Below are 25895 nucleotides of genomic sequence, written 5' to 3' on the forward strand. Positions count from 1 at the left end.
CCGGGTCCAGGAATGCGGGGCGGGGATGGGCATCCTGGCGATTTCGTCGTCACTCTGCCCAACGGGAGCAGGTTGCAGTGCCGTGCCGAGGGGCCGGACGGCGGAACACCGATAATCCAGATCCACGGGACGCCGGGCAGCCGAGTGGATACCGCTCCGCCCGAGCTGCTCGATCGCCTGGACGTCCGGCTGATCACCTACGACCGCGCGGGCTACGGCGGCTCCGATCTACAGCCGGGAGCGAGAATCGCCGATTCCGCCGAGCACGTCCGAGCGATCGCAGACCATCTGGGAATCGGTGAATTCGCTGTCGTCGGTAGGTCCGGCGGCACTCCCCACGCGGCGGCTGTAGCGGCCGGCCTGCCCGACCGGGTCACCAGGCTCGCGCTGCTCGTCCCCCTCGCACCGCCTGCCGTGATGAAAAATGACTACTTCGTGGGCATGACCCAGCAAGCCGGATTGGATATATCGGCCAAGGGCATAGATACCAAGGTGGGGCAACTCATCGACGCGTGTGATTCCAAGATCATGAATTTTCGGGCCTCTCCCACCGATCCGACAACGATCATCGGTATTCCGAGAGATGAGCTCGGCGCGGCCGACAGAGAAACCGTGGAGAGAAACGCCGAAAAGCTGTGCGCGATGTACACCGAAGCCTTGACGAAGGGCGAGGTGGCATGGAAGGAGGATCTGACGACTTGCATGGGCAAACCCTGGGGTTTCGAACTCGGCGATATCAGCTGTCCGACGATGATATGGACCGCGAGCGGAGACGGACTCACACCCTCCGCCCATGCGCACAAAATCGCTGAACAATTACGGCCGGAGCAAGTTCAGATGTATACGGTGCCCGGCGGCGAGGTGGGTCATCTGGGTGCTATGGACACCAAGCCCGGCGCCTACGCATGGTTGTCCGGGCAGGAGGATCTGGCCCTCTTCCCGACCGGTGCATCCTCCGACCACCCGCCTGGTGCCGCCATTCCTACCAGGCTCGATCAGTGGACGAAGCTGGCCGAACCCGAGGCCGGGTGAGCTCGGAAAGGGCGGCGCCGGCGGCGGCCTTCGCCGACCGGCGCGACGGCCGTAGCGCGCGGGTGCGACCGAACGGGTCCGTGACGGTTCCGTACCGCGCGTCCGGTTGGGTGACAATGGTCGGATGAGTGGCGTACAGGACAGCGAAGCCGATCCCTACCTCTGGCTCGAAGAGGTCACCGGCGAGCGGGCACTCGATTTCGCCCGGGCGCACAACGAGGTCGTCATGGAGCGGTTCGCCGTCGGCGACCGGTTCGATGTGCTGCAGCGCCGGATCCTGGACATGCTGGATACCGACGCCAAGATCGCCTTCCCCGGCCGGCGCGGGCAGTGGCTGTACAACTTCTGGCGCGACGCGGCGCATCCGCGCGGTCTGTGGCGGCGCACCACCTTCGCCGAATACGTGAAAGCGGAGCCCGAATGGGATGTTCTGATCGACCTCGACGCGGTCGCCGCCGCCGAGGACGAGAACTGGGTCTGGGGCGGTGCCGGAGTGTTGCGCCCGTCCCAGAGCCGGGCACTGATCAGTCTTTCGCGGGGTGGTGCGGACGCCAAGGTCGTCCGTGAATTCGATATGGAAACACGCGAATTCATCGCCCCGGAGGACGGGGGGTACTTCCTGCCGGAAGCGAAGTCGCGGATCAGTTGGATCGATATCGATTCCGTCTATGTGGGAACCGATTTCGGCCCCGGCTCGCTCACCGGATCCGGATATCCGCGGATCGCGAAACGCTGGCGCCGGGGCACCGCGCTCGACGCCGCGGAAACAGTTTTCGAGGGCGCGGTAACCGATGTCTCCGTCTCGGCGGGTTATGACCGGACCCCCGGTTACGAGCGCCACTACATCGCACAGGCGACCGATTTCTTCCACGAAGAGGTCTTCCTGCTGGAGGACGACGGTTCCCGAACCCACCTGGAGACACCGTCGGACGCCGACGAGTCGTGGTATAAGGAATGGCTGCTGGTCCGGTTGAAATCGCCGTGGGAGGTCGGGGGTAACACCTATGCCGCCGGTGCCCTGATCGCCACGAATTTCACCGATTTCCGCGCCGGCGGGCGCGATTTCGACGTGCTGTTCGAGCCGGACGCGCATACCTCGCTGCACGGTTACGGCTGGACCGAGAATCATCTGCTGCTGGTGACCCTGGAGGATGTGCAGACCAAGCTGTACGTTCTCACCCCGGGTGCCGAGGGCTGGCGTACGGAACCGCTCGCCGACACCCCCACCATGGCCACCACCGGCATCATGAATCTCGACCCGCTCGAGGGCGGGGACGACTACATGCTCATGACCAGCGGGTTCACCACACCGACGACACTGCTCGCGGGGTCGGTCGGCGCGCCGGTGACCGAATGGAAGCAGGAGCCCGCGTTCTTCGACGCCACCGGTATCGAGACCGAACAGTTCTTCGCGCGCTCGGATGACGGAACATCGATCCCGTACTTCGTGATCCGGCACCGCGATACCCGGGGTACGCCGGCGCCCACGGTGATGTCGGGCTACGGCGGGTTCGAGGTGTCCCGGACCCCCGGCTACGGCGGCGCTTCCGGTATCGGGTGGCTGGAACAGGGCGGCACCTATGTGATGACCAATATCCGCGGCGGCGGGGAATACGGGCCCCAGTGGCATACCGCGGTGCAGAAGGAGAACAGGTACAAGGTGTACGAGGATTTCTCCTCGATCGCCCGCGACCTGGTGGCTCGCGGAATAACCACCGCCGACCGGCTCGGTGCCGTCGGCGGCAGTAACGGCGGTCTGCTGATGGGCGTGATGCTCACCCGCTACCCGGAATTGTTCGGGGCGATCGTCTGCCAGGTGCCGCTCCTGGATATGCGGCGGTACCACCGGCTGCTGGCGGGTGCGTCCTGGGTGGCGGAATACGGTGACCCGGATGTGCCGGAGGAATGGGCGTATATCAGCCGGTACTCCCCCTATCAGCGGGCCGCGGAAACCGGTGCGGGCGCCACCTATCCGCCGATCCTGCTGACCACCTCCACCCGTGACGATCGCGTGCATCCGGGGCATGCCCGCAAAATGGCCGCGCTGCTGGAGGAACAGGGTCACCGGGTCTGGTACCACGAGAATATCGAGGGCGGGCACGGCGGCGCCGCCGACAACAAGCAGTCGGCGTTCCAGGCGGCCCTGATCTACGAGTTCTTCACCCAGATGCTCATCGAGGGCCGGACCGCGAAGTGATCCGGCCGGTCACCGATCGTGTAACCACTTCTCGACACGGTCGACCACGTCGGCGGGTTCGGAGATCCAGCCGTTGTGGCCCTGCGGCCGGGGCGCGTGCCAGGTCGTCTTGTCGGCGTTCGGCAGTTTGTCCAGCAGGTGCCCGGCCGACGTCCGCGGGGCCAGTTCGTCGCCGGTCAGAGTGATCGAGAGTACGGGCAGTTTCAGCCGGGTGAGACGTTCCTCGTAGTCGATATCGGCACCGGCCGGTTCGAACCGGCCGGTGCGGGCCAGCCGGGCCCAATCGGAGACGAGCACCTTCGACTGGCGGCCGAAACCGTTGGGGCCGAGTTTGTCGCCCGGCCACACTCCGGCCAGCCCGGCGGTCAGTGAGACCGCGGCGGTGCCGACCAGCATGCCCGGTGCGAGCAGGCCGCGAAAACCCCGGTAGTAGGGGGTACCGGACGCGACGAGGATCAGCCCCGCGAGGCGGCCGCGGACCCGCGCCGCGTACAGCGCCGACAGTTGCCCGCCCATACTGTGGCCCAGCACGTACGGGGTGCGGTCGGGGAAGCGGGTGCGGACCACCTCGAAGATCGCCGGAAAATCCACCGCGGCGAGTTCGTGGTACCCGTAGGTGCTGGCCGCGCTCGGTTTCGGTGAGCCGGCGCCGTTGCCGCGCAGTTCGCCCACCGCGACATCGATGCCGCGCCGGGCGAGCGCACGAGCGAAATAGAGGTAGTACTCGCCGGGAACGCCGAGCCCCGGTATCAGTACGACCACCGGGCGAGGTGTATCCGGGGTGACCGGCTGCGCGTCCGATCCCGTGGCCGGGACCAGCCGCACCTGGATCGTACTGCCGTCGGGCATCTGGATCGCAACGGTCTCCACCGGGTCAAGGCTAGCCGCCGGACGCCCGCGCCCGGCGGTGTGGTCAGGCCCGGATCGCGCCCACGACGATCCGGCTCAGCACCCGGATCACCTCGTCGAGCGGTGGCCGCGGTTCGGCCCCGCTCCATTCGTCCACCACATAGTTGACCGCGCCGATGATGGCGAGCATGCGCAGGTCGTAGTCACCGGTCGGGATCTCACCGTGCAGTGCGGCGTCCTCGGCGGCCGTGGCGAGCACCGAACTCCAGGCCCGGCGCGACTCCCCGCGCATCTTCTCGACTTTGGTGCCGGCACCGACCACTTCGACGAGCACGACCCGAGCTCGCCGCATATCGGTGCCGATGGATTGCACATAGGCGCGGATGGCGCCGTCGATCCGCGCCAGCGCGCTCTGGTCGGTGCTCTGGTCGAGGGAGGCGAGCACCGCGGTCCGCGATTCCCGGTCGATGAGAGCGAAGAGTTCGACAAGGAGCGATTCGCGGCCGGTGAACTCTTCGTAGAACTGGCGCGAGGACAACCCCGCGTCTTTACAAATGGCCCCTACCGAGCTATTGGCATACCCGTCTCTCGAAAAAACCGTCAGGCCGGATTCGAGAAAACGAGCGCGTCGCTCGCGTTGCCGATCTTCTACGGGCTGCCCGGCATACCGTCGTCCCGAATTCGCTTCCTGTGACATCGCGCAGAACAATACCGAAAAGCCCGATCCGCACGTCATCGATCGGGCCTTTCGTAGCATGCCGGTAGCGCAGTACGGGTTTGCCGAAAGTTGGCTGCCCGCAACTCGGGTCGCCGGTGAAACTGTCAAACCGGACAATACCCGGATCCCCGCTGGTCCAGCGGATTTTAGAGGGAAATTCTAGAATAATTTCCTTCGGCCCGGCATGACCATTGCAATAACCCGGCAACACATAGTGTTCACCTTATGGGAACCGCACTGCTGTATGGGCTGGGTACGGCAATTCCATTGCTGATCGGTGCGGCCATCGGTTTGCGAACCACATTGCCCGAACCATTGCTCGCCTCGCTGATGGCGTTCGGTGCGGGCACCATGATCGCGGCCGTGACCAACGAACTGTTCGAACCCGCCTTCCTGCAGGCAGGGCCATTCACCGCCGGAGCCGCGTTGTTTCTCGGCGCCGCCGTGTATGTGTTCGCCAATCGGCTCCTCGAACGCCGGCAGGGTCCGGGAGCGGTCGGCTGGGCACTCATGCTCGGAACGGTTCTCGACGGCGTTCCGGAGAACACGGCTCTCGGGGTATCGCTGGGATCGGGCGGCGGGATCGTGCTGCTGGTGGCCATCGCCGCGGGCAACGTACCGGAGGCGATCGGGGGATCGGCACTGCTGCACCGGCAGCGAAATGTCTCCCCCGGCAGGGCGTTCACCCTGTGGCTCCTCACCGGCGCGGTCCTCGTCGTGGTCACCGTCGCCGGAAACCAGCTCTCCGACCACCTCGGGCCGACCCATATCAGTGCGATCCAGGCCTTCGCGGGCGGCGCCACCATCGCGGTCCTCGCCGATTCGCTCATGCCCGAGGCGTACCGGGAGGGTGGCTGGTGGGTCGGCATGGCGACCTCGATCGGTTTCCTGATCGCCTTCCTGCTGGGATGACCGGCCGGACAGGCGGATAATCGGTTTTCCCGCGCGGCCGGTCGGTGCAGGATGGCAGTGGTATGGCTGCCGACGCATCCCGCCCTGTATTCCCCCGCGACCTCCGGCTGCTGCGGGTCCGGTCCTTTCGCGGAATCCTCCTGGGTGCCGCGTGCTCGGGGGCGACCGACGGAATCGTGCCCGTGGCCTTCGCCGTTCATTCGATAGAGGTGTTCGGTTCCGCCGGATCCCTGACCGTCATCCTGATCGCGCTCTGGGCCGGGCGGTTCGTGTGTACACCCGTCGCCGGGGTCGCCGCCGCCCGCCGCGACCAGTTCGCGATCATGATCGGGTCCGATATGGCCCGCATCCTCGCCCAGGCCGGACTGGCGCTGGTGCTGGTGGGCACGGGCCGGGATTCGCTGCCGGCCATGGCGATGTCGGCCGCTCTCTACGGCGCGGCCACCGCTTTCTACGCTCCCGCTCTTGCCACGGTGCTGCCCCGGGTGGTGCCCGGACCCGAATTGCGCCGGGCCAACGCCCTGATCGCGCTGGTTGCCGATCTCAGTGTGCTCGTCGGTCCCGCAGCGGCCGTGGCGCTGTCGGCGACGGTGGGGTTCGTCTGGATCCTGGTGCTGGATTCGCTGACCTTCGGCGCGAACCTGCTCGCACTGGTCTACGCCCGGCGGGCGGCCGGGGCCGTCCCCGATTCGGGCGGACCGCGGGGTGTGGGCGGGTCGCGGGGCGTGGATGGGCCGGCGGTGCGCGCCGGGTGGACATCGATGCGCGGGATCGTGGGCCGCGCGCCCTGGCTCGGCTGGTCGGCCGGGTTGTGGTTCGCGGTGTCCTTCGCGATCGGGCTGGTCGCGGTGGCCGGCCCGGCGCTGACGGTCACCGCGACCGGTGGCGGCGGCCTGTGGGCGGCGCTCGCGACCGGTATGGCCCTGGCCGCCCTGGCCGGGTCGCTGTCGGTGATCGCCGGTACCGCGCGGTTCGGCTGGCGCACGGCCTGCGCCACCCTCGCCGCCGCTGTCGTCCTGGAGCTGGCCGCGCTGGCCGGTTACGGCCGGGAGGTGAGTGGGCCGGTGTTGCTGTTCGCCGGTTGTCTGATCGCCGGGTTCGCGGTCTCGGTCACCGGCATCGTCTGGCAGTCGCTGATCCAGGCGGAACTGCCGACCGAAGAGCTCGGAGTGTTCAGTTCGGGGGAAGGTTTCCTGAGTGCCGCGGGTGTTCCGGCGGGGATGGTCGCGGGCGGGTGGGCGCTGAGCGGGGTCGAATACGTGGCGGTAGGGGTCGCGGTGGCGTTGCTCGGCTGTACCGTCGCTGTCCGGGTGACCATGCGCACATCCGCGCCCACCCGGTGGGGGTCCGCGGCGGACACCGTCGAGGCGCCGTAGCACCGTCGCGGCCCGTCAGAGCCCGGTGGCGCGGTCGGCGCGGCACCGGTGTGCTCAGCGGCGGGAGGCGGGCGGGTGGCCCCGGCCGGAGCCGGGAGAGTTAGGCTCGACACCGTGACTTCCCACTACGATGTCGTCGTTCTCGGTGCTGGTCCCGGCGGTTACGTCGCCGCGATCCGCGCCGCTCAACTCGGCCTGCGAACAGCGATCGTCGAGCAGAAATACTGGGGTGGCGTATGCCTGAACGTGGGCTGCATCCCGTCCAAGGCGCTGCTGCGCAATGCGGAGCTGGCCCATATCTTCACCAAGGAAGCGAAAACCTTCGGTATCAGCGGGGAGGCGACCTTCGATTTCGGGGCGGCCTTCGATCGCAGCCGTAAGGTCGCGGACGGCCGGGTCAAGGGCGTCCACTTCCTGATGAAGAAGAACAAGATCACCGAGTACGACGGGAAGGGTTCGTTCACCGACCCCAACACCATCTCGGTCGAGCTCAGCAAGGGTGGCACCGAGTCGATCACCTTCGACAACGTCATCATCGCCACCGGCACCAACACCAAACTGCTGCCGGGCACCTCCCTGAGCAAGAACGTCGTCACCTACGAGGAGCAGATCCTCACCCGCGACCTGCCGGGTTCGATCCTGATCGTCGGCGCCGGCGCCATCGGTATGGAGTTCGGCTACGTCCTGCGCAACTACGGCGTGGACGTGCGCATCGTGGAGTTCTTGGACCGCGCGCTGCCCAATGAGGACGCCGATGTCTCCAAGGAGATCACCAAGGCGTACAAGAAGCTCGGTATCACCATCACCACCGGTGCGGCCGTGCAGTCCATCGAGGACGACGGGTCCAAGGTCACCGTCGCGATCAAGGACAACAAGTCCGGTTCGGTCGAGACCGTCACCGTGGACAAGGTGCTGCAGGCCGTCGGCTTCGCACCCCGGGTCGAGGGCTACGGCCTGGAGAACACCGGTGTGGCGCTCACCGACCGTGGCGCGATCGCCATCGACGACACTATGCGCACCAATGTGCCGCATATCTACGCCATCGGCGACGTCACCGCGAAACTGCAGCTCGCGCACGTCGCGGAGGCGCAGGGCGTGGTCGCGGCCGAGACCATCGGCGGCGCGGAGACGCTGCCCCTGGGCGACTACCGGATGATGCCGCGCGCCACCTTCTGTCAGCCGCAGGTCGCCAGCTTCGGTCTCACCGAGCAGCAGGCGCGCGACGAGGGCTACGACGTGAAGGTCGCCACCTTCCCGTTCACCGCCAACGGCAAGGCACACGGTCTCGGCGACGCCACCGGTTTCGTCAAGCTGATCTCGGACAACAAGTACGGCGAACTGATCGGTGGCCACCTGATCGGCCCCGATGTCTCCGAACTGCTGCCCGAACTGACCCTGGCCCAGAAGTGGGATCTCACGGTCAACGAGCTGGCCCGCAACGTGCATACACACCCGACGCTGAGCGAGGCGCTGCAGGAGGCCATCCACGGCCTGGCCGGGCACATGATCAACTTCTGATCTCGCTCGGATCCTCTCGTCCCCCGACCCGGCATCGTGCCCCGCACAGTGCCGGGTCGGTTTGTTTCATGGCCTGGGCGAGCCGAGCCGATCGGCCGATGTTCCGATGAATCCTCGAGGCATCAGCGAAGGCCGCCGACCCCGGCGCGGTGGCCGGCGAATGCCCCGCTACGGCCGAGAGCCGGGGCCGCCGACCTCGAGGGCCCCGACGGTGTGCGGCACGGATTCGGTGCAGGCGGACCCCGCGCACCTGGCCGAACCGGGCGAAAGGCAGGCGCGCCGTAGGTAAGTCGGGGATATATTCCCGCGATGAGCACGGAACCGCCGCCCGCCCGCCCCCGAGTACCCGGGACGCGAGTGATTCTCGGCGTTCTCGCGGCTCTGCTGCTGTTCGTAGCCTTGCTCGTGGCGGTTTTCGTCGATACCCGGCTGGTGCGCACCGAGGTGCTGCGCGCCGAAACCCAGCCGCCGACCGTCGAATACGACGGTGCGACCTACCACGCGGGCCTACTGCGGCAGGAGAGCTGGCTGCTGCACCGGCGGCTGCCGGATGTGCTCATGGTCGGCCGCTATCCCGATATGGGGTACGGCCACCCGGTGTACTTCGAGATCCTGGGCCACCGCGATCCGGCGCTCGATTCGGCGCGATGGAGCCCGGAGGGGGTCACGGTCCGCCTCGATTCCGGACACGAGATATTCATTCCCGCGGACGCATTCACCGGTGGCCGCTAGCCACGTGTGCGATCAGAAATCGTCGCGGCGGATACGGAGGGTGTTGATAGTGGCGGCCAGGCCCTCGTATTGATTGACCAGCAACACGATTTCGATGAGGCGGCGGTCGTCGTAGTAGGTGGACAGGTGTTCCCAGGCGGCGTCGTCGATATCGCGGGTGCGGACCAGTTGATCGACCGCGGTGAGCAGGGTGCGGTGTTTGTCGGTCCAGCCGTCGGCGTCGGCTCCGGCCCGGATCCGCTCCAGGATCTCCGGTGTCACCCCGGCCCGCCGGCCCAGGCGGATATGGTGGTCGGTCTCGTACGCGCAGTCGCGCAGATGGGCCACCCGCAGGATGACCAGTTCGGTGTCGTGCCGGCGCAGCCGCCCACCCGGCATCAGCGTTCCGGAGAAGTGCAGCCAGCCGCGGAACAGCCGTCCGGCCCGGCCCAGCGTGCTGAACAGCTGCGCGTCGGCCGTACCCGAGGCCCGCGAGAGCACCTGCCAGGCCGCCCAGTTGACCGGACCCAGCTCGCGGAGGCGGCCGGGGGTTATCCGTGGTCGCTCCTGCGAAACCATTACATCGTCCTCTCCGGTGTGTCGTACGGCCACGGTGCCCGCCGGGCTCCCGTGGCGCGGCACCGCTCCCGAACCTACCCGCCGGTGTGCCACTCGAACAGTCGGCTTTCCGGAGTGTGTGTCACGAGCGGGCGGAATCGCCGTGGTCGAGCAGTTCGGAGACCGTGACGAACCGGTAGCCCTGGGCGTGCAGTTTCGCGGCGATCGGGACAATGGCCGCCCGGGAGGCCGCCCCGGCGGCGTACATGGTGTGCAGCAGGATGATCGACCCCGGACGCACCTGGTCGACGGCGGCGTCGACGATGTCCTCGGTGGCGGTATTGCCGTCCTCGGGTTCGACATCCCAGGTGACCGTGGTGCGGTCGTGGTCGGCGAGGTACTTCGGCAGGGTCCACAATTTCTTGCCGTAGGGCGGGCGGAAGGTGATGTCGCCCTGGTAACCGGCGGCCCGGATCTCGGTATCGGTACCTTCCACCTCGTCGGCGACCGTGCCGGACGAGACCAGCACCATCCGCCGGTGGTTGTAGGTGTGGTTGCCCATCTCGTGACCGGCCGCCACGATCGCCCGGCCCAGTTCGGGGCGGGCCACCAGATCACGGCCGTTGAGATAGAAGGTGGCGGGGATACCGGCGGTGGCGAGCAGTTCGAGCACCTCGGGGGCGCGCTCGGACGGTCCGTCGTCCAGCGTCAGGGCCACCACCTTCTCGCTGGTCTCCACACGGTCCACCAGCCGTCCGGCCAGCTGGTAGGTCCGTGAGTTCATCAGGAAATAGCCGCCGGCGCCGACCATCAGCACCGCCGCCAGGGCTATCGCCGCCCCTGCCGTCCACCTACGCATCCCAGGTGTATAGCAGGTCGCGAGGCGGGGCGGCGGCCGCGGCGAAAACGTCAGGCGGATTTATCCGTACGGCCCGCTTCGGTACCGGCGGTCTTCCCGCGCCGCTCGCGTTTGCCGCGGGCGACCTCGGTCGCGAGGGCGTCGAGGGGCTGGGCGAACCGGCCCAGTGGATCGACGAGTTCGGCGAGCCATTCCCGGGCGTCGGCGAATCCCTCCGGGTCCAGTGTGTAGTACCGGCGATTGGCTTCCGACCGCACGCGGACCAGCCCGGCGTCCCGTAATACTTTGAGGTGCTGGGACACCGCGGGTTGCGAGATCGGGGTGCGCCCGCGGATCTCCTCGACCAGGGCGCCGGCGGACCGTTCCCCGCCGGCCACCAGTTGCAGTATCGCGCGGCGCACCGGATCGCCGAGTGCCTCGAACACGTTCGCCGGGGCGCACCGGCCCATCAGGACTGCTCCTCCTCCTCGGGGGTGACGGTGTAGAAGCCGGTGGTCGCTTCGGCGCCCGCGTGGGCCTGCGCCGGATCGTCACCGTCGGCGATCGCCGCCTCCGCCCAGCCGGTCGCCGCGGCCCGGACGAATTCCAAGCCCTCGGCAGTGGCCGGGAATTCCAGCGCCACCGCCGGGTCGACTCGCGCGCCGGTTTCCAGGTGCAGGCCGAGTCCCATGAGTGCCAGATCCCAGCCGACGCCCACCGCGCCGGGGCCGAATTGTTTCCACATATCCGGATCGACCGGTGCTTCGTGCACCAATTCGAGTGTGGTCCCGCCGGCGCCGGGTTCGAGCCGGATTTCGAGCCAGGAAACCATGGGTCCCATCTCCCAGGTCACCGCGAACCGTTTCGGTCGTTCACAATCTTCGATCACGCCGCCGGCATTTCCTTCGAGCTGATACCTGCCGCCGACGGTCAACTCGCCGGTGATCGGCAGGAACCAGCGCGGAATCCGTTCGATATCGGTGAGTGCCTCCCACAGATCGTCCGGATCGGTGGCGTAGGTGCGCCGCGCCACGGCGATCCGAGTGACCGCTCCCTGTCGTTCGGCGGTGCGGACCTCCCGGGCGACCAGTCCTGCGATGGCGGCGGGATCGGTGAGCAAACCCATGTCTTCCTCCCTTTATAAGTTTCAACTTATACTAACGCGGTGCGGCGGGTTGCGCCAGGCCGGGAACGCCGGGTGGGGGAGACGGTCCGGAAACGCCGGCCCGGCAATCGTTTCGGGACGATCGTGCGGCTCCGCGGCGGGAAATCGACCGTGTTTATCCGGGCACTTGTCGGGATAAGGTGACGGGCGGACCGCGGGGTGGCTTTTCGCGGCGGAATTCGGTAACACCGGAGCCCGCGCGCGGTCCTGTCCGAGGCGACTGCGCCCGGCTCGGGCGGGTAATGGATCAATTCGCTACTCCAGTGGTATCGAAATACTGGTTAGCATTTCGTGAAGAACTTGTCGTCCTAGGATCGGTCACAAGCCGGAGTCGCAATGAAGGAGCCGGATATGCAAGAACTGGTGCCCCGCTTCGATATGCACGACCCGACGGGCGCGGCAGTACTCGACCCGGCGACGGGGACCCGGCGGCGCGCGTTGCGCCGGGGGATCGCACGGCCGGGCCCGGCCGCGGCCGAAGGTGCGCTCGGCTGATGGCGGATCACGATTCCGGGATCGGCCGCAAGATTGCCTACTACCGGGCGCGAAAAGGTCTGTCCCAACGGGATTTCGCACCGTTGATCAAACGGTCGGAGGCCTGGGTCTCCCAGGTGGAACGCGGCGTGCGTCCGGTCAAGGCGCTCGATGTGCTCGAACGAATCGCCGATGTTCTCGAGATGCCCGTCGCCGAGCTGGCGCCGTCGGCACCCACCGCGCAGGCCGAGCAGATCCCGGCGGAGGCGGTAAAGCTGCGTCTGCTGCTCACCGGTAACCACGCCCTGCGGGCGATGGCGGCCGCCGGGGGCGCGGGCCCGGATATCGACCGCCTCTCCGACGGTGCCGACGCGGCGTGGACATTCACCCGGCTGGGCCACTACACCGAACTGCGGGAGCTGCTGGAATCGCTGCTTCCCGAACTGGCCGCGGCGGTCGTGCACGCCGGCTCCCGCCGTGCCCAGACCCTGCTCGCCCACACCTGTCAGGCCTACGCTGTCGCGCTCGCCGATCTGCAGCAGTTCGATGCCGCCTGGGTCGCCGCCGAGCGCGCGATCGCCGCGGCTCAGCAGGCGGGCGATCCGATCCTGATGGCGGCGGGCGCTTTTCGTCTCGCCCTCGTCTTCCAGCGCGCTCACCGCCTCGACCAGGCGCAGCGCACTGCGGAAACCGCGCGTGAGGCACTCGGGGAGCTCATCGGCCGGGGCGAGCCGCAAGCCGCGAGTGTGTACGGCGCGCTGACCCTGCAACTCGCCCTGATCGCGGCGTGCACCGAAGAGGCCGAACAGGCCTACGACATGATCGCCGCCGCCCGCGCGACAGCGGTCGGCCTCGGCGTGGACCTCGACGATCACCACACGGAATTCGGCCCCACCGCCGTGGATCTGCACGAGGTCGCGGTGGCGGTGGAACTCGGCGACGCCGGTACCGCGATCCGGCTCGCCGGAAAGATCGACCGGGAACGGCTCTCACCAGGGCACCAGGGCCGACTGCTCATCGATACCGCGCGTGCGTGGGCCCAGCGTCGCAGTCCCGAACGCGCACTGGCCCTCCTGCTCGAGGCCGAACTGCTCGCCCCGGAACAGCTCGACCGGCACAAGTCGGTCCGGTCGACGACCGCGGATCTGCTCAGCATGGACCGGGGCACCCCCGGCCTCGGCGCCTTCGCGCAGCGGATCGGGGTGGACGCGGCACTCATCCAACCGGTGACGGCCCGTGCCGGTCAGCCGCGCAGCGGTCTACGCGCCGCCCGCGGTCCGCGCGTGATGTGACCCGGCCCGGTCGGCGGCCGGTGCGGGCCAGAATTCCTTCAGCTCGGTCGCCGCTGCCGCGGCCTGCCGGACGCCGGATTCATAGGCCGGAGCGAGAGCGGTGTCGGCGAAGAGGTCGGTGCCGAACGCGGCGACGGCGATATCGTCCGGGCGTATCGAGATCTCCCGGGCCGGTCCGAGTTCCCGGTCGGCGCGGGTGCGCGGATACACGTGTGCCAGCGGTTCCACGATCACGATCACATCGTGTCCCACGGCGAGGTCGGCGTTGACGGTGGAGCGGACCCCACCGTCGATGTAGTGCCGGCCGGCGATCTCGATCGGAGGAAATACGCCGGGCACCGCAGTACTGGAGGCGAGCGCCTCGACGAGGGTGGCGGCGCCGTTCCTGGTCCAGGCGGTGAGCGTTCCCGACCCGATATCGATGGCGGCGATCCGTAGATCGTGCTCGGGCCATTCGGCGAAACCGACGAGTGAGCCGATGCGGTCGATGTGCACCGCCGGGTCGCCGGTGCCGGCGCCCAGTGCGAGCTCGCCGATCCGTTGGAGTACCAGGTCGCGATCCTGGTCGACGGCGCGCAGCAGCGAAGCGATTTCCAGCAGCGGTGCGTAGTCGTGCCGGGCCGGCTCGGCGTTCTGCGGTCGTGGGGTCAGCAGCGTGGCGATATCGATGCCGGAGGCGAGGGCCGAGCCGACGACCGCCCCGGCGGAGGTGCCGATGATGCGGTCGGCCAGCGCCAGATCGATTCCGGCGTCGCGTAGACCGATCGCCAGGCCGCTCAGCCAGGCGATGCCGACCGGACCACCGCCTCCCAGTACCAGCGCGATCGTGGGCGTTGCGGTGGGCCGGGCATCGGGCATGGCACGAGATTAGCCGCCCGGGACGGGTTCCGCCCAGCGCGACCGGACGGTATCGCCGAAGGCCGGCGGTCGGCTCCGGAAGTCTCGGCGTGCGGCGGATCACGGTGCGGTCCACGGTCCGATCCGGTACAAATACTACGTACACCATACGGTGTTTTAAAAAGTGGAGGTCATATGCGAATCACCGGATCTGCCATCTCGCTGAACGTTGCCGACCCGGCCGCATCGGCGGAGTTCGTCACCACCCATTTCGGCTTCACCGAGCAGATGGCGGCCGACGGTTTCGTCTCGCTCGCCCACCCGGAAGCCGGGGTGAACCTCATCTACCTGCGCACCGGCCTGTCCACCTTCAAACCCGAACGCGCCGCCGGCTCCGCCGGGGACGGGCTGCTCGTGGTGTTCGTGGTGACCGATATCGACACCGAATACGCGCGCCTGCAGGAGGAAGGCGCCCCGATCGTCACCCCCGTCGAGACCGAGGAATGGGGGGAGCGCTACTTCCAGACGACCGATCGGAACGGGATCATCTACCAGCTCGTGCAATGGGTCTGATACCCGCACGGGTGCCGTACCGGGTATCAACGCCCGGAATCCGGGGCGCTGATTCCCGATTCGCCTGAGCCGCAGGTCATATGAGTGGTACGAAAGTGGCTGGCGGGCCATGATCGACACGGGGGTCGGTGGTGGCATGAGGGGCAACGACACACGGCTGAGGTAGAGCACGATGCTGGTGAAGGTCGACGATCGGGCGGAACTATCCGCGGCCGAAAAGGAATTCGTGGAATGCCTGCGGCAGTTGCCGACGACCGGCCTGGCCATCGTCGACCTGCGAATCGGCACCCAGCGCGGAACCCGGCAGATCGGCGCGGTGATCTGGACGCCCCAGGGTGTTCTCGTGATCGAGGTGGTCGGGTTCCGCAGCCGGCAGAGCGGTGTGCTCACGGTTTCCCAGGACCGGCCGTGGCAGGTGGGCGCGGCCGCCGCGGATCTGGAACTGGAATTCGGCGCGAATCCGATTCGGCACCTGGAGAGCGCGGTGCGGGAGGTCGAGCTGACCTTCGAGCGTGCCACCTACGATCCCGGACAGCTGTGCGGGGCGGTGGCGCTGGTACCCAGGCGGGGCGTGGTACTGCGGCCGGGCCGGGAAACTCTACGGCCGGGACTGGATGTGGTGGTCGGGAACGCGGTCGACTCCACCGAATTACGGATCTTCCTGGAGAATTTCGCCCCCGGGCCGCCCCGCTGGACGCTGGGCCGGGTCTGCGCGGCCACCCGGGCGCTCACCGGCTGGGCGCCGGATCGCGCCGAACTGGTCGCCGCCGGCTTCGAGGACAAACTGCCGGAACCACCGCGGAAACCGCGGGAGCGGCCCGGCTGGCGCCGCCCGGATTCCGGCCGCACCCACGACCTCATCGGCTGGGCGGTGCTGGGTATCGCGGTGCTGGGCGTATTGATAGTGCTGGGCGCGATCGCCGGTTCCCTGCTCGCCGACGGCCCCGCCGCCGAACCGGCGGCCCCCAGCACCACTGTCGCGCCGCCGGTCCCCGCGCCCGCGGGCCCGGTGGAGTGCTGGCCGTTGCAGCCGGGTTGCTGAGGCGATAACGCGCCCGTCCCGGACACTGCCACCGTACGCGGACCGGACCGCGTGAGGCTACGGTTGCGTACCCGGCGCCGGGTCGGGCACCCTTCGGTTCGTACGATGTCAAAAAGCCTGTAACCAGGCGGTCGGCCCGGCCGCCGACGTACCGACCAGGAGGACAGCCGTGGGTCACTACCAGGCGAATCTGCGTGATATCGAGTTCAACCTCTTCGAGGTGTTCGAACTGGGCAAAATTCTCGACGCCGGCGCGTACGGGGATCTGGACACCGATACCGCGCGAGAGATCCTGGCGGAGGTGAAACGCCTGGCCGAGGGGCCGGTGGCGGAATCCTTCGCGGCCGCCGACCGGAATCCGGTGGAATTCGTCCCGGACACCCACTCGGTCACCGTCCCGGAACCGTTGGCCAAGACCGTCCATGCCGTCCGGGACGCCGGGTGGAACCGCCTCGGCAAACCCGAGGAGATGGGCGGGATGCCCGCGCCCGCCGCGCTGTGCTGGGCGGTGAGCGAGATGATCACCTGTGCCAACCCGGCCGCGGTGTTCTTCGATATGGGTGCGGTGATGGCGCAGGTCCTGTTCGGAATCGGCACCGACCAGCAGAAGCACTGGGCGGCCGCCGGTTTCGAGCGGCACTGGCAGGGCACCATGGTGCTCACCGAGCCCGACGCGGGTTCGGATGTGGGTGCGGGCCGGACCAAAGCGGTCGAACAGCCCGACGGCACCTGGCATATCGAGGGCGTCAAACGTTTCATCTCCGGCGCCGATGTCGGCGACACCGCGGAGAACGTCTTCCACCTGGTGCTGGCGCGGCCCGAAGGTGCGGGGCCGGGCACCAAAGGTCTGTCCCTGTTCTACGTACCGAAATTCCTGTTCGATCCGCAGACCCTGGACCTGGGCGAGCGCAACGGCGTGTACGTGACCAATGTCGAACACAAGATGGGCCTGAAGTCCTCGCCCACCTGTGAACTCACCTTCGGCGGCGCGAAGCCCGCCGTGGGCTGGCTGGTCGGCGACAGCCACAACGGGATCGCCCAGATGTTCAAGGTCATCGAGAACGCGCGCATGATGGTCGGCGTCAAATCCAGCGGGACCCTGTCCACCGGGTACCTGAACGCGCTCGCCTACGCGAAGGAGCGGGTGCAGGGCGCCGACCTGACCCGGATGACCGACAAGTCCGCGCCCCGGGTCCCGATCACCCGGCATCCCGATGTGCGGCGCAGCCTGGCCATGCAGAAGGCCTATGCCGAGGGTATGCGCGCGGTCTACCTCTACACCGCGATCCACCAGGATGCCGATGTGGCGCAACTGGTGTCCGGGGTGGATGCCGAAACAGCGCACCGGATCGACGATTTCCTGCTGCCCATCGTCAAGGGCGTCGGCTCCGAGCGGGCCTATCAGTACTTGACCGAATCGCTGCAGACCCTGGGCGGTTCCGGCTACCTCCAGGACTATCCGATCGAGCAGTACATCCGCGACGCGAAGATCGACTCGCTGTACGAGGGCACCACCGCCATCCAGGCGCAGGACTTCTTCTTCCGCAAGATCATCCGGGACAAGGGCGCCGCGGCGGGGCAGATCTTCGGCCAGATCACGGCTTTCCTGGATGCGCCCACCGGCCGGCTGGACACCGAGCGAGCCCTGCTGCGCACCGCGCTGGCGGATGTCCAGGCGATGGCGGGGTCGCTGACCGGCTATGCCATGGCCGCGCAGTCCGAACCCACCGAGCTGTACAAGGTGGGGCTCGGCTCGGTGCGGTTCCTGCTGGCGGTGGGCGATCTGCTGATCGGCTGGCGGCTGCTGGTGCAGGCGGAGGTCGCCACGGCGGCACTGGCCACGGCGGACGAGCGCGATCGGCCGTTCTACACGGGCAAGGTCGCGGTGGCGAGTTTCTTCGCGAAGAACGTGCTGCCCACTCTCACCGCGACCAAGGAGATCATCGCGGCGATCGACACCGACATCATGAGCATGCCCGAAGAGGCGTTCTGATCCGGCCGGTACGACCCACCCGGAAACCGGGCGGGTCGTACCGGTGTGCGGGCGGTAGCGGCGGTCAGCCGGTGCGCGGGCGGGTCGTCCGCGCCGGTGTCGCACCGGTGAGCGCGTCGGCCAGGGCGCGCAGGCCGCCGATGGCCGCGGTCAGACTCTGCTGATCGTCCGGAGTCAGCGTGCCGAGGGCGTCGAGGACGAGCCGGGTACGTATCGCTTCCATCTCGTGGGCGTGCGTGATGGCCTTTTCGGTGGGCAGGATCCGGCTGCAGCGCCGGTCCGCCGGGTCGGGCTCGCGGTCGATGAGGCCGTATTCGCCCAGTTGGCGCAGCGTCACACTCATATTGCTCGGCTGCATACCGGCCAGCGCGGCCAGTTCGCCCGCCGCGGCGCCGGGGTTGTGCACGATGATTCGCAGCGCCTCGAACTGGGTGTCGGTGAGCGGTTCGGCGCCGGTGAGACGCGGGGTGGCCTTGCGAACCGCCCGTGCGACCTCGCGCAGTGCGTGGTCCAGCGCACGAAGATCGGCGGGGTAGCTGCTCACCCGACCATGATAGCTTATGTATGTATAAATAAGAATTTACGAGGAGGCGCCGTGCTGCCGATCCGAACGCGCCCCGGGGTATCCGGGCTGCTGCTGGTGGTGCTGGCACTGCTCTCGGCGGCGGCGCCGTTCGCGGTGGACATGTATCTGCCGGCGTTCACCGACCTCGCCGCCGATTTGGACACCAGCGCGGCGAGTGTGCAGCTCACACTGACGGCGTTCCTCGTCGGGCTGGCCGCGGGTCAGTTGCTCATCGGGCCGCTCTCCGATCGGTACGGCAGGCGCAGACCACTCGTCGTGGCCACCGCGATCACCGTCGTCGTCACCGTGATCTGTGCGCTGGCACCTACCATCTGGCTGCTCGTCGCCATGCGTTTCCTGCAGGGGCTGACCGCCTCCGCCGGCCTGGTCATCGGCCGTGCGGTCGGCGCCGATCGCACCGAAGGCGCGGCCACCGCCCGGCTGTTCACCCTGTTCTCCGCCATCGGCGGTATCGCGCCGGTGGTGGCCCCGCTGCTCGGTGGCGTGCTGGTGAGCGCCGGTTGGCGGGCGGAATTCTGGGTGCTGAGCGGGATTTTCGTGCTGATGTTCCTGGGCGCGCTGATCGTGGTGCCGGAATCGCTGCCTCCGCAGCAACGCCACCGCGCCGGAGCCGGTGGGACCCTCCGTACGCTGCGCGGTATCGGCTCCGATCGCGGGTATCTCGGCTACATCTTCGCCTTCGCGCTCGGATTCGCCGCGATGATGTCCTATATCTCGGCCTCACCGTTCGTGATCGAGAACGTGCTCGGCATGTCCAACCGGGCCTACACAATCGTGTTCGCCACCAATGCCGCCGGCATGGTGGCGGCCGGAGTGGTGGTCTCCCGGCTCGTCGGCCGGTTCGGCCCGGCGCCGATCCTGCGGACCGGGCAACTGGTGATCCTGGCCGCCGCGACCGTACTGCTCGTACTGCTGGCCACCGGTGCGCCCGCGGCGCTGGTGCTGCCAGTCCTCTTCGCGATGGTGGCCGCCACCCCGACGGTCATGGGTACCGCCAGCGCACTGGCGATCGGCCGGGCGCGCCATGCCGCCGGTTCCGCGTCGGCGCTCATGGGCGCGCTGCAGTTCGCGCTGGGCGCGGCGGTGTCCCCGCTGGTCGGTCTCGGCGGACCTGCCACCGGGGTGCCGATGGGGGTGGCGATCGTGATCTGCGCCTGCCTGGGCATCGTCGCGCGGCGCGTGGGGGACACGGCGGGTGCGGTGGTGCGGCCGGAACCGGAGCCCGCCCACGCGTGATCCGGTGTGCCGTTCGATACACGCAGGTGACCGCTATCTTTCGGCGACCGGCCGATCCCGCCGGAAGAGGGCGGCCGAGGTATGACGCACAATGCAGGGCGTGACAGTCGAGCTGCTCATTCTCTTGGTCGTCATTGTCACGGCGCTGGCCTTCGACTTCACCAACGGTTTCCACGACACGGCCAATGCCATGGCGACCTCGATAGCTACCGGGGCGCTCCGCCCCAGGGTCGCGGTCACCTTGTCCGCGGTCCTGAACCTGGTGGGCGCGTTCCTGTCGGTGGCGGTCGCGGCGACAGTGGCCGAGGGGATCGTGCGGCTCGGCGCGGTATCCGGGCACGACCTGCTGCTCATCGTCTACGCCGGATTGGTCGGCGGCATTCTCTGGAACCTGCTCACCTGGTTGTTCGGTCTGCCGTCGAGTTCCTCGCACGCACTGTTCGGCGGATTGATCGGCGCCACCCTGGCGGCGCTGGGCTGGAGTATGGTGGTGTGGATCTCCGCGGAGGGCGGGGTGATCAACAAGATCGTGATCCCGGCGCTGCTCGCGCCCGTCGTCGCCGGTCTGGTCTCCGCCATCGGGACCTGGTCGGTGTACCGGATCACCCGCGGCGCCGCCCCGGACAAGGTGGCCACCGGGTTCCGGTGGGGCCAGGTCGGGTCGGCGTCGCTGGTGTCGCTGGCGCACGGCACCAACGACGCGCAGAAGACGATGGGCGTCATCTTCCTGGCCCTGATCGCCTATGGCGAGCTCTCCCCGGACTCGGCCATGCCGCTGTGGGTGATGGCCGCGTGCGCGTTCGCGATCGCGGCCGGCACCTACCTCGGCGGCTGGCGGATCATTCGCACCCTCGGCAAGAAACTCGTCGATATCGATGCACCGCAGGGGCTGGCGGCCGAATCGGCGTCGGCGGCGATCATCCTGACCTCCGCTCATTTCGGGCTGCCGCTCTCGACGACCCAGACCGTCACCGGCGCGATCCTCGGTACGGGTCTCGGCAAGGGCGCGGAGGTGCGCTGGGGTGTGATGGGGCGGATGGTTGTGGCCTGGCTGCTGACCCTGCCCGCCGCCGGCATCGTGGGCGCGATCTGCTGGACGCTCGCCTACTACATCGGCGGCCTGGCCGGGGTGCTGGTGGTGTTCACGTTGCTCATCGCGCTGGCTACCGTGATCTATCGGCGCTCGTTGCGGGACAAGGTGTCCAGCGGCAATGTCAACGCTGCCCCCGACACCGATCTCGGGCCGGGGGATCCCTCGCCCGCGCAGCAGCCACGGGTCGCCGGGTCGACATCCGAGGAGGCGTAGTGGAAACCGTGTTGACCAATCTGCGTTCGCTGGGGGAGGTGACCCTGGCGGCGCTGGTGTTGGGTGCCGGGTTGCCCATGGTGTTCGCGCTCGGGGTGCGGCTGTGGTCGGCGTCGGCGTCGGCCGGGCCCGACGGAACGGTACGGCGTAATCCGGTCGCCCTGGCCGGTGCGTACTTCTGCCTGATCGCCGTGCTGGCGGTGGTGGTGGCCGCGGTGCTGTTCGTCGCGAAGGCGTTTCTGGCCGACCGGCTCGGTATCCACCTGTTCGGGCAGGCGTGATGACCACCGGGAACGAGTTGCCGCCGGAGCGGTCGGGACTGCTGGCGCGGGTGCTTGCGTGGCTGCGGGCCGGATATCCGCAGGGTGTGCCCCGATCGGACTACGTGGCGCTGTTCGCCGTACTGCACCGGGACCTGACCGAGTACGAGGTGGTGCTGGTCGCTGAGGAGCTGGTACGCGACCGGGGGGACCGGGAGATCACCCACGCCGAGGTCGAGGACGCGGTCAGCCGGCACGCCCGGGAGCAGGCGGGTCCGGAGGACATCGCGCGGGTGGCCTCGCATCTGGCCGCCGGCGGCTGGCCGTTGGCCTCGCCGTTGGCCGAGATCGCGCAGCCGGACGAGGACCGGTGATCGCCCCGAACGCGGTGGGTTCGATCGTCGAGCGGTTACGGCGGGCTGGTCCCGGGTGTGCCGGAGTCCGATCCCGGAAGCGGAATTCTTGCTAACCCGCTTATCGCATCGTGCGAACGACCCCTAAGCTGGACATATGGCCAAGACTTATGTCGGCGCCCGGTTGCGGCAATTGCGGACCGAACGCGGGCTCAGCCAGGTGGCGCTGGCCCAGCAGCTGGAAATATCGGCCAGCTATCTCAACCAGATCGAGCACGATGTCCGGCCGCTCACCGTGCCGGTGCTGTTGCGGATCAGTGAGGTCTTCGGCGTCGAGGCCACCTTCTTCTCCCCGCAGGACGACACCCGGCTCATCGCCGAACTGCAGGAAGTGGTGATGGACCAGGAGCTCGGTATCGAAGCCGACGCCCGGGAGATCGCGGAGATGGTGTCGGCCCACCCGAGCATGGCCCGGGCGCTGGTCAATATGCACAACCGCTACCGCAACACCAGCGCCCAGCTGGCCGCGGCCACCGAGGACCGATTCGCCGACGGCTCGGGCAGCGCCACCATCAGCAAACCGCACGAAGAAGTACGTGACTACTTCTATCAGCGGCAGAACTATATCCACGAGCTCGACACCGCCGCCGAGGAACTGGCCAACCGGATCCGCTTCCACAACGGCGACGCGCACAGCGAGATCCCCAAGGTGCTGCGCAGCTACGGCGTGCGGATCATGGAACGGATCGATCTCGGCGAGGGCGTACTGCACCGGTACGACCCGGACAACCAGCTGCTCGAGATCGCCCCGCATCTGTCCGGTGGCCAGCGCCTGTTCAAACTGGCCGCCGAACTGGCCTATTTCGAATGCGGGCAACTGCTGGAGAAGCTGGTGGACGAGGGGAATTTCTCCGGCCCGGACGCGCGCAGGCTCGCCATGCTCGGACTGGCGAACTATTTCGCCGCCGCCACCGTGCTGCCCTACACCTACTTCCACGAGGTCGCCGAGGGCTTCCGCTACGACATCGAGCGATTATCGGCGTTCTTCGCGCAGAGCTACGAGACCATCTGCCACCGCCTGTCCACCTTGCAGCGGCCGGAACTGCGCGGCGTGCCCTTCTCGTTCGTCCGGGTGGACCGGGCCGGGAATATGTCGAAACGGCAGTCCGCCACCGGTTTCCACTTCTCCTCCAGCGGCGGTACCTGCCCGCTGTGGAATGTGTACGAGACCTTCGCCTATCCCGGCAAGATCATGACGCAGATCGCGCAGATGCCCGACGGCCGGAAATATCTGTGGGTGGCGCGCACCGTGGAACGCCGCGCGACCCGGTACGGGCAGCCGAGTAAAACCTTCGCGATCGGGTTGGGTTGCGAGATCCGGCACGCGGCGCGGGTGGTGTACGCCGACGGTATCGATCTGCGGGAGGCCAACGCCACTCCCATCGGCGCGGGCTGCCGGGTCTGCGATCGCGCCAACTGCCCCCAGCGCGCCTTCCCCCCACTCGGCAAAACTCTCGATATCAGCGAACACCGGAGTTCGGTTTCCCCGTATGTCCTGAAATAGGCGTTGCCGCGGCGACGTGCGGTCAGGCCGATTCCCGGCCCGGCGTTTCCAGTTCGGAGATCAGCACGGTCGGGGCCAGATGACCGCGCAGCCGCCGATCGATCTCACCGGCCACCGGGATGACCACCGAGGCGGCCGAGGTGGCGACCGCGTCGACCAGGGTCGCCGGCCAATCCGGAGTCTGCGTGGTGGCCAGGGCCGCGATCACGGTGGCGGTCACCGGATCGCCCGCGCCGGTCGGATTACCGGTCAGCGGCTCCGGCAGCCGGGCCTCCCAGGACCCGTCCGGGGTCACCGCGACCATGCCCTGCGGTCCCCGGGTGATGATCACCGCGCCCACCCCGCGATCGACCAGCGGCCGGGTCGCGGTGACCAGCGCCTCCGGGGTCTCGGGGCGGCAGTGGGTGAGCGATTCGAACTCGTCGAGGCCGGGCAGCAGGACCACCCCGGGCACCCGTGCGGCCATCCGCAGCGCCGGTCCGTGCAGGTCACAGACCGTGGGCACCCCCGAGTCCAGGGCGGTTCGGGCGATGCGGGCGGGTAGGCCGGGATCGATCCCGTCGGGTAGGGATCCGGCGATCACCAGGCCCGAGATATGCGTCAGCATGCCTGATACACGGACCTCGAGTTGTTCGGAGGCGTGCGGGTTCGATATCCGCGCTCCCGGTTCGCGCAACGCGGTCGCGGTGCCGGTATCGGATTCGCTGATCACCACGGTGCGCCGGACCCACGGCAGCGCGTGCACGAAATCCACCGGCATCTCGGCCTCGGCCGCCGCGGCGAAGGCGTGGTCGGCGAAACCGGTGGCACGGGCATAACGGCCCAATTGGTTGAGCACTCTGGTGACGTTGATGCCCTTACCGCCGAGGCGCTGCTCCACCGAGCGAACCCGGTGGGCCTGCCCGCGGGCGAAATTCTCGACGCGGTAGGTCACATCGTAAGCGGGATTCATTGTCACGGTGAGGATCACGAGAACCACTGTCCACGAGAGTCGGCACGGCACAAGATCGAGGGGCGGGATTGCGAGGGTGATTTCGGTCGCCCTCGGCCGGGCTCGGAGCGTGGGCGCGGTGCGCTCAGATCGCCGCCTCCGCCGGGAACGGCACGGTGATCCGGCCCAGCCGCCCGTTCCGCGCGGCCACCATCTCCGCGGTCACCGCCAAAGCGGTTTCGGTGGCCGTGGCCGCGCCGATATCCATTCCGGCGGGGGAGTGCAGCCGGGCCAGCTGCGTTTCGTCGAACCCGCTCGCGCGCAGGTCGTCGAGGCGGCGCGCACTGGATACCAGCGAGCCGACCGCACCGATATAGCCGATCTCGGGTAGCCGGAGCGCGACCGTCAGCAGCGGGATCTCGAACTGCGGATCGTGGGAGGCCAGGACGATACCGGTGGAGGAATCGATCTCCCCCTCGGAGACCAGCACGTTCAGATAGCGGTGCGGCCAATCGCAGACCACCTCGGCCCCGGGGAAGGATTCCGGCACCGCGAACGTGGGGCGCGGATCGCAGATGGCGACCCGGTAGCCGAGCAGCCGCGCCTGCGCCGAGAGCGCGGCGGCGACGGCATTGGCGCCGAACACCACCAGCAGCGGGGGCGGAGCGAACGAGGCGACGAAAATATCGGACTGCGGTAGCGAGACCAGTTCCGTCGCGTGTCTTTTATCGGTGATCAGATGCTGCCCGATCATTCCCGGCTCCGGATTCCACACCACGGTGAAAAGCGTGACCCGCCGATGCTCGGCTATTTCGGCGGCGATGGTCGGGAATTCCGGAAAATGTCCGCGGGAGAACGGTTCGGTAAATACATCTATCACCGCGCCCTCACCGCCGGGTACCGGAAGCCGGTGCAGAGCGCGCTGCCCGGTCCGGGCCGACTGCAGGGTGGATTCGTAGACGGTGTCCTCTATTCCGGTGGCCGCCATGGATCCGTAGATCATGCCGTCGGGATCCACCAGAATCGCCGTACCCACCGGAATGTCCACCTGGCCACCCGTGCGCACGATGGTGGCCAGCCCGCCGGTCCGGCCCGAATGCCACACCTGCAGCAGGTCGTCGACGATGTCGCGCATCAACAGCTCCGATCCCACCGTGCGACGGAGGGCAGGCGCTCACCATCGGCACCCGTCACCGATGACCGCGCACGTGACGGACACCCTAGCGCTGTTCTCCGCGAATTTGGCACGCCTGCGAAAATCTCGTCGGGCGAAAACATGAATGGTTGGCCAAGTGTTGTGTGCCGACACTGTCCCTTTCTGGGCATGTTGTGAAATCTTGCGGGTTCACCCCGGCGATACACTCCCCGGCGGCGGGAAGCGGACAGTATCCGCCGCCCCCCGCGCGGGTGGGCCGCATCCGTCGCATGCGTGCTGACCGCATGCCGGCCGGGACTTCGAATGTCGACGCAACCCGCATGCGTCGAGTTTTACGAGACACCTCCAAGGGTTGAGGCCCGTCTCGCCGTTTCGGCCTCGAAAGCTCATGAGCCGAAGGCTCGAGTCCCGAGGCCGA

The 25895-nt window shown here is 68.0% G+C and carries 26 protein-coding genes; 16 read left to right on the forward strand and 10 right to left on the reverse strand.

Going from position 1 to position 25895, the window contains the following annotated elements; genetic code table 11:
* Positions 1–12 precede the first annotated feature (12 nt).
* Complete coding sequence (locus AB0H42_RS06360; protein ID WP_357050991.1) at positions 13–1032, forward strand: alpha/beta hydrolase; 1020 nt, start codon at positions 13–15, stop codon at positions 1030–1032.
* A 124-nt stretch (positions 1033–1156) separates the two neighbouring features.
* Positions 1157–3229 carry a prolyl oligopeptidase family serine peptidase gene (locus AB0H42_RS06365; RefSeq protein WP_357050667.1) on the forward strand — a complete coding sequence of 691 codons (2073 nt, stop codon included), beginning with the start codon at positions 1157–1159 and terminating at the stop codon, positions 3227–3229.
* A 9-nt stretch (positions 3230–3238) separates the two neighbouring features.
* Here AB0H42_RS06365 and AB0H42_RS06370 read toward each other — a convergent pair whose 3' ends face one another.
* Complete coding sequence (locus AB0H42_RS06370; RefSeq protein WP_357050670.1) at positions 3239–4099, reverse strand: alpha/beta fold hydrolase; 861 nt, start codon at positions 4097–4099, stop codon at positions 3239–3241.
* A gap of 43 nt (positions 4100–4142) precedes the next feature.
* A complete protein-coding gene (locus AB0H42_RS06375) occupies positions 4143–4835 on the reverse strand; it encodes a TetR/AcrR family transcriptional regulator (protein ID WP_357050673.1) in 693 nt (230 codons plus the stop codon).
* A gap of 186 nt (positions 4836–5021) precedes the next feature.
* Here AB0H42_RS06375 and AB0H42_RS06380 point away from each other — a divergent pair, with 186 nt between their 5' ends.
* The 4 genes from AB0H42_RS06380 to AB0H42_RS06395 all read left to right on the forward strand — a co-directional run bounded on the left by AB0H42_RS06380 (position 5022) and on the right by AB0H42_RS06395 (position 9334).
* Positions 5022–5708 (forward strand): ZIP family metal transporter, encoded by a 687-nt coding sequence (locus AB0H42_RS06380; protein ID WP_357050676.1) that lies wholly within the window; start codon positions 5022–5024, stop codon positions 5706–5708.
* Positions 5709–5770: 62 nt separating this feature from the next.
* Positions 5771–7084, forward strand: coding sequence for an MFS transporter (locus tag AB0H42_RS06385; RefSeq protein ID WP_357050679.1), 1314 nt, complete (start codon positions 5771–5773; stop codon positions 7082–7084).
* A 114-nt stretch (positions 7085–7198) separates the two neighbouring features.
* Positions 7199–8602, forward strand: coding sequence for a dihydrolipoyl dehydrogenase (gene lpdA / locus AB0H42_RS06390; RefSeq protein ID WP_357050682.1), 1404 nt, complete (start codon positions 7199–7201; stop codon positions 8600–8602).
* 309 nt (positions 8603–8911) lie between these two features.
* Positions 8912–9334: a hypothetical protein gene (locus tag AB0H42_RS06395; RefSeq protein ID WP_357050685.1), complete on the forward strand. Its 423-nt coding sequence runs from the start codon at positions 8912–8914 to the stop codon at positions 9332–9334.
* A gap of 12 nt (positions 9335–9346) precedes the next feature.
* Here AB0H42_RS06395 and AB0H42_RS06400 read toward each other — a convergent pair whose 3' ends face one another.
* The 4 genes from AB0H42_RS06400 to AB0H42_RS06415 form a co-directional block, all read right to left on the reverse strand.
* On the reverse strand, positions 9347–9892 hold the full coding sequence (locus tag AB0H42_RS06400) for a carboxymuconolactone decarboxylase family protein (RefSeq protein ID WP_357050688.1): 546 nt from the start codon (positions 9890–9892) through the stop codon (positions 9347–9349).
* A gap of 121 nt (positions 9893–10013) precedes the next feature.
* Positions 10014–10730 carry a polysaccharide deacetylase family protein gene (locus AB0H42_RS06405; RefSeq protein WP_357050691.1) on the reverse strand — a complete coding sequence of 239 codons (717 nt, stop codon included), beginning with the start codon at positions 10728–10730 and terminating at the stop codon, positions 10014–10016.
* A gap of 50 nt (positions 10731–10780) precedes the next feature.
* Entirely contained in the window at positions 10781–11179 is a 399-nt protein-coding gene (locus tag AB0H42_RS06410; protein ID WP_357050694.1) for a metalloregulator ArsR/SmtB family transcription factor, read from the reverse strand.
* On the reverse strand, positions 11179–11835 hold the full coding sequence (locus tag AB0H42_RS06415; protein ID WP_357050697.1) for an SRPBCC family protein: 657 nt from the start codon (positions 11833–11835) through the stop codon (positions 11179–11181). Before AB0H42_RS06415 ends, AB0H42_RS06410 begins: the two co-directional genes overlap by 1 nt.
* A 390-nt stretch (positions 11836–12225) precedes the next feature.
* Between AB0H42_RS06415 and AB0H42_RS06420 the strand changes: the two genes are divergently transcribed.
* Positions 12226–12369, forward strand: coding sequence for a hypothetical protein (locus AB0H42_RS06420; protein WP_357050700.1), 144 nt, complete (start codon positions 12226–12228; stop codon positions 12367–12369).
* A complete protein-coding gene (locus tag AB0H42_RS06425) occupies positions 12369–13640 on the forward strand; it encodes a helix-turn-helix transcriptional regulator (protein ID WP_357050703.1) in 1272 nt (423 codons plus the stop codon). The genes AB0H42_RS06420 and AB0H42_RS06425 overlap by 1 nt, the downstream gene beginning before the upstream one ends.
* On the opposite strand, the gene AB0H42_RS06430 is transcribed toward AB0H42_RS06425, so the two are convergent.
* Positions 13608–14498, reverse strand: coding sequence for a patatin-like phospholipase family protein (locus AB0H42_RS06430; RefSeq protein ID WP_357050706.1), 891 nt, complete (start codon positions 14496–14498; stop codon positions 13608–13610). The genes AB0H42_RS06425 and AB0H42_RS06430 overlap by 33 nt on opposite strands.
* A 174-nt stretch (positions 14499–14672) precedes the next feature.
* Between AB0H42_RS06430 and AB0H42_RS06435 the strand changes: the two genes are divergently transcribed.
* The 3 genes from AB0H42_RS06435 (at position 14673) to AB0H42_RS06445 (ending at position 18085) form a co-directional block, all read left to right on the forward strand.
* Positions 14673–15050, forward strand: a complete 378-nt coding sequence (locus tag AB0H42_RS06435) for a VOC family protein (protein WP_357050709.1) — start codon at positions 14673–14675, stop codon at positions 15048–15050.
* A gap of 172 nt (positions 15051–15222) precedes the next feature.
* Positions 15223–16092, forward strand: a complete 870-nt coding sequence (locus AB0H42_RS06440) for a nuclease-related domain-containing protein (RefSeq protein ID WP_357050712.1) — start codon at positions 15223–15225, stop codon at positions 16090–16092.
* Positions 16093–16261: 169 nt separating this feature from the next.
* Positions 16262–18085, forward strand: coding sequence for an acyl-CoA dehydrogenase (locus tag AB0H42_RS06445; RefSeq protein WP_357050715.1), 1824 nt, complete (start codon positions 16262–16264; stop codon positions 18083–18085).
* 64 nt (positions 18086–18149) lie between these two features.
* Here the strand turns inward: AB0H42_RS06445 and AB0H42_RS06450 are convergent, their stop codons facing one another.
* Complete coding sequence (locus AB0H42_RS06450; protein ID WP_357050718.1) at positions 18150–18629, reverse strand: MarR family transcriptional regulator; 480 nt, start codon at positions 18627–18629, stop codon at positions 18150–18152.
* 51 nt (positions 18630–18680) lie between these two features.
* Here AB0H42_RS06450 and AB0H42_RS06455 point away from each other — a divergent pair, with 51 nt between their 5' ends.
* From AB0H42_RS06455 to ramB, 5 genes are all read left to right on the forward strand, one after another.
* Positions 18681–19907: a multidrug effflux MFS transporter gene (locus AB0H42_RS06455; RefSeq protein ID WP_357050721.1), complete on the forward strand. Its 1227-nt coding sequence runs from the start codon at positions 18681–18683 to the stop codon at positions 19905–19907.
* 100 nt (positions 19908–20007) lie between these two features.
* Entirely contained in the window at positions 20008–21213 is a 1206-nt protein-coding gene (locus AB0H42_RS06460; protein WP_357050724.1) for an inorganic phosphate transporter, read from the forward strand.
* Entirely contained in the window at positions 21213–21494 is a 282-nt protein-coding gene (locus AB0H42_RS06465; protein WP_357050727.1) for a hypothetical protein, read from the forward strand. Before AB0H42_RS06460 ends, AB0H42_RS06465 begins: the two co-directional genes overlap by 1 nt.
* The gene (locus tag AB0H42_RS06470) at positions 21494–21847 is read left to right on the forward strand and encodes a DUF3349 domain-containing protein (RefSeq protein ID WP_357050730.1); all 354 of its coding nucleotides are present in this window, start codon (positions 21494–21496) and stop codon (positions 21845–21847) included. The genes AB0H42_RS06465 and AB0H42_RS06470 overlap by 1 nt, the downstream gene beginning before the upstream one ends.
* Positions 21848–21983: 136 nt before the next feature.
* Positions 21984–23390 carry an acetate metabolism transcriptional regulator RamB gene (gene ramB / locus AB0H42_RS06475; protein WP_357050733.1) on the forward strand — a complete coding sequence of 469 codons (1407 nt, stop codon included), beginning with the start codon at positions 21984–21986 and terminating at the stop codon, positions 23388–23390.
* 22 nt (positions 23391–23412) lie between these two features.
* Here ramB and AB0H42_RS06480 read toward each other — a convergent pair whose 3' ends face one another.
* Positions 23413–24360, reverse strand: coding sequence for a hexose kinase (locus AB0H42_RS06480; protein ID WP_357050736.1), 948 nt, complete (start codon positions 24358–24360; stop codon positions 23413–23415).
* A gap of 106 nt (positions 24361–24466) precedes the next feature.
* Positions 24467–25456: an XdhC family protein gene (locus tag AB0H42_RS06485; RefSeq protein WP_357050739.1), complete on the reverse strand. Its 990-nt coding sequence runs from the start codon at positions 25454–25456 to the stop codon at positions 24467–24469.
* Between the last annotated feature and the right edge of the window lie 439 nt (positions 25457–25895).

Origin of the sequence: Nocardia sp. NPDC050799 (genome assembly GCF_040654015.1) — a bacterium.
Lineage (GTDB): Bacteria > Actinomycetota > Actinomycetes > Mycobacteriales > Mycobacteriaceae > Nocardia.

What these genes read in the sequence shown, in the direction of transcription:
- AB0H42_RS06360 (WP_357050991.1), top strand. Translation starts at nt 13, where the DNA reads ATGCGGGGCGGGGATGGGCATCCTGGCGATTTCGTCGTCACTCTGCCC.
- AB0H42_RS06365 (WP_357050667.1), top strand. Translation starts at nt 1,157, where the DNA reads ATGAGTGGCGTACAGGACAGCGAAGCCGATCCCTACCTCTGGCTCGAA.
- AB0H42_RS06375 (WP_357050673.1), bottom strand. Translation starts at nt 4,835, where the DNA reads ATGCTACGAAAGGCCCGATCGATGACGTGCGGATCGGGCTTTTCGGTA.
- AB0H42_RS06380 (WP_357050676.1), top strand. Translation starts at nt 5,022, where the DNA reads ATGGGAACCGCACTGCTGTATGGGCTGGGTACGGCAATTCCATTGCTG.
- AB0H42_RS06385 (WP_357050679.1), top strand. Translation starts at nt 5,771, where the DNA reads ATGGCTGCCGACGCATCCCGCCCTGTATTCCCCCGCGACCTCCGGCTG.
- AB0H42_RS06395 (WP_357050685.1), top strand. Translation starts at nt 8,912, where the DNA reads ATGAGCACGGAACCGCCGCCCGCCCGCCCCCGAGTACCCGGGACGCGA.
- AB0H42_RS06400 (WP_357050688.1), bottom strand. Translation starts at nt 9,892, where the DNA reads ATGGTTTCGCAGGAGCGACCACGGATAACCCCCGGCCGCCTCCGCGAG.
- AB0H42_RS06405 (WP_357050691.1), bottom strand. Translation starts at nt 10,730, where the DNA reads ATGCGTAGGTGGACGGCAGGGGCGGCGATAGCCCTGGCGGCGGTGCTG.
- AB0H42_RS06410 (WP_357050694.1), bottom strand. Translation starts at nt 11,179, where the DNA reads ATGGGCCGGTGCGCCCCGGCGAACGTGTTCGAGGCACTCGGCGATCCG.
- AB0H42_RS06415 (WP_357050697.1), bottom strand. Translation starts at nt 11,835, where the DNA reads ATGGGTTTGCTCACCGATCCCGCCGCCATCGCAGGACTGGTCGCCCGG.
- AB0H42_RS06420 (WP_357050700.1), top strand. Translation starts at nt 12,226, where the DNA reads ATGCAAGAACTGGTGCCCCGCTTCGATATGCACGACCCGACGGGCGCG.
- AB0H42_RS06425 (WP_357050703.1), top strand. Translation starts at nt 12,369, where the DNA reads ATGGCGGATCACGATTCCGGGATCGGCCGCAAGATTGCCTACTACCGG.
- AB0H42_RS06430 (WP_357050706.1), bottom strand. Translation starts at nt 14,498, where the DNA reads ATGCCCGATGCCCGGCCCACCGCAACGCCCACGATCGCGCTGGTACTG.
- AB0H42_RS06435 (WP_357050709.1), top strand. Translation starts at nt 14,673, where the DNA reads ATGCGAATCACCGGATCTGCCATCTCGCTGAACGTTGCCGACCCGGCC.
- AB0H42_RS06440 (WP_357050712.1), top strand. Translation starts at nt 15,223, where the DNA reads ATGCTGGTGAAGGTCGACGATCGGGCGGAACTATCCGCGGCCGAAAAG.
- AB0H42_RS06470 (WP_357050730.1), top strand. Translation starts at nt 21,494, where the DNA reads ATGACCACCGGGAACGAGTTGCCGCCGGAGCGGTCGGGACTGCTGGCG.
- ramB (WP_357050733.1), top strand. Translation starts at nt 21,984, where the DNA reads ATGGCCAAGACTTATGTCGGCGCCCGGTTGCGGCAATTGCGGACCGAA.
- AB0H42_RS06485 (WP_357050739.1), bottom strand. Translation starts at nt 25,456, where the DNA reads ATGCGCGACATCGTCGACGACCTGCTGCAGGTGTGGCATTCGGGCCGG.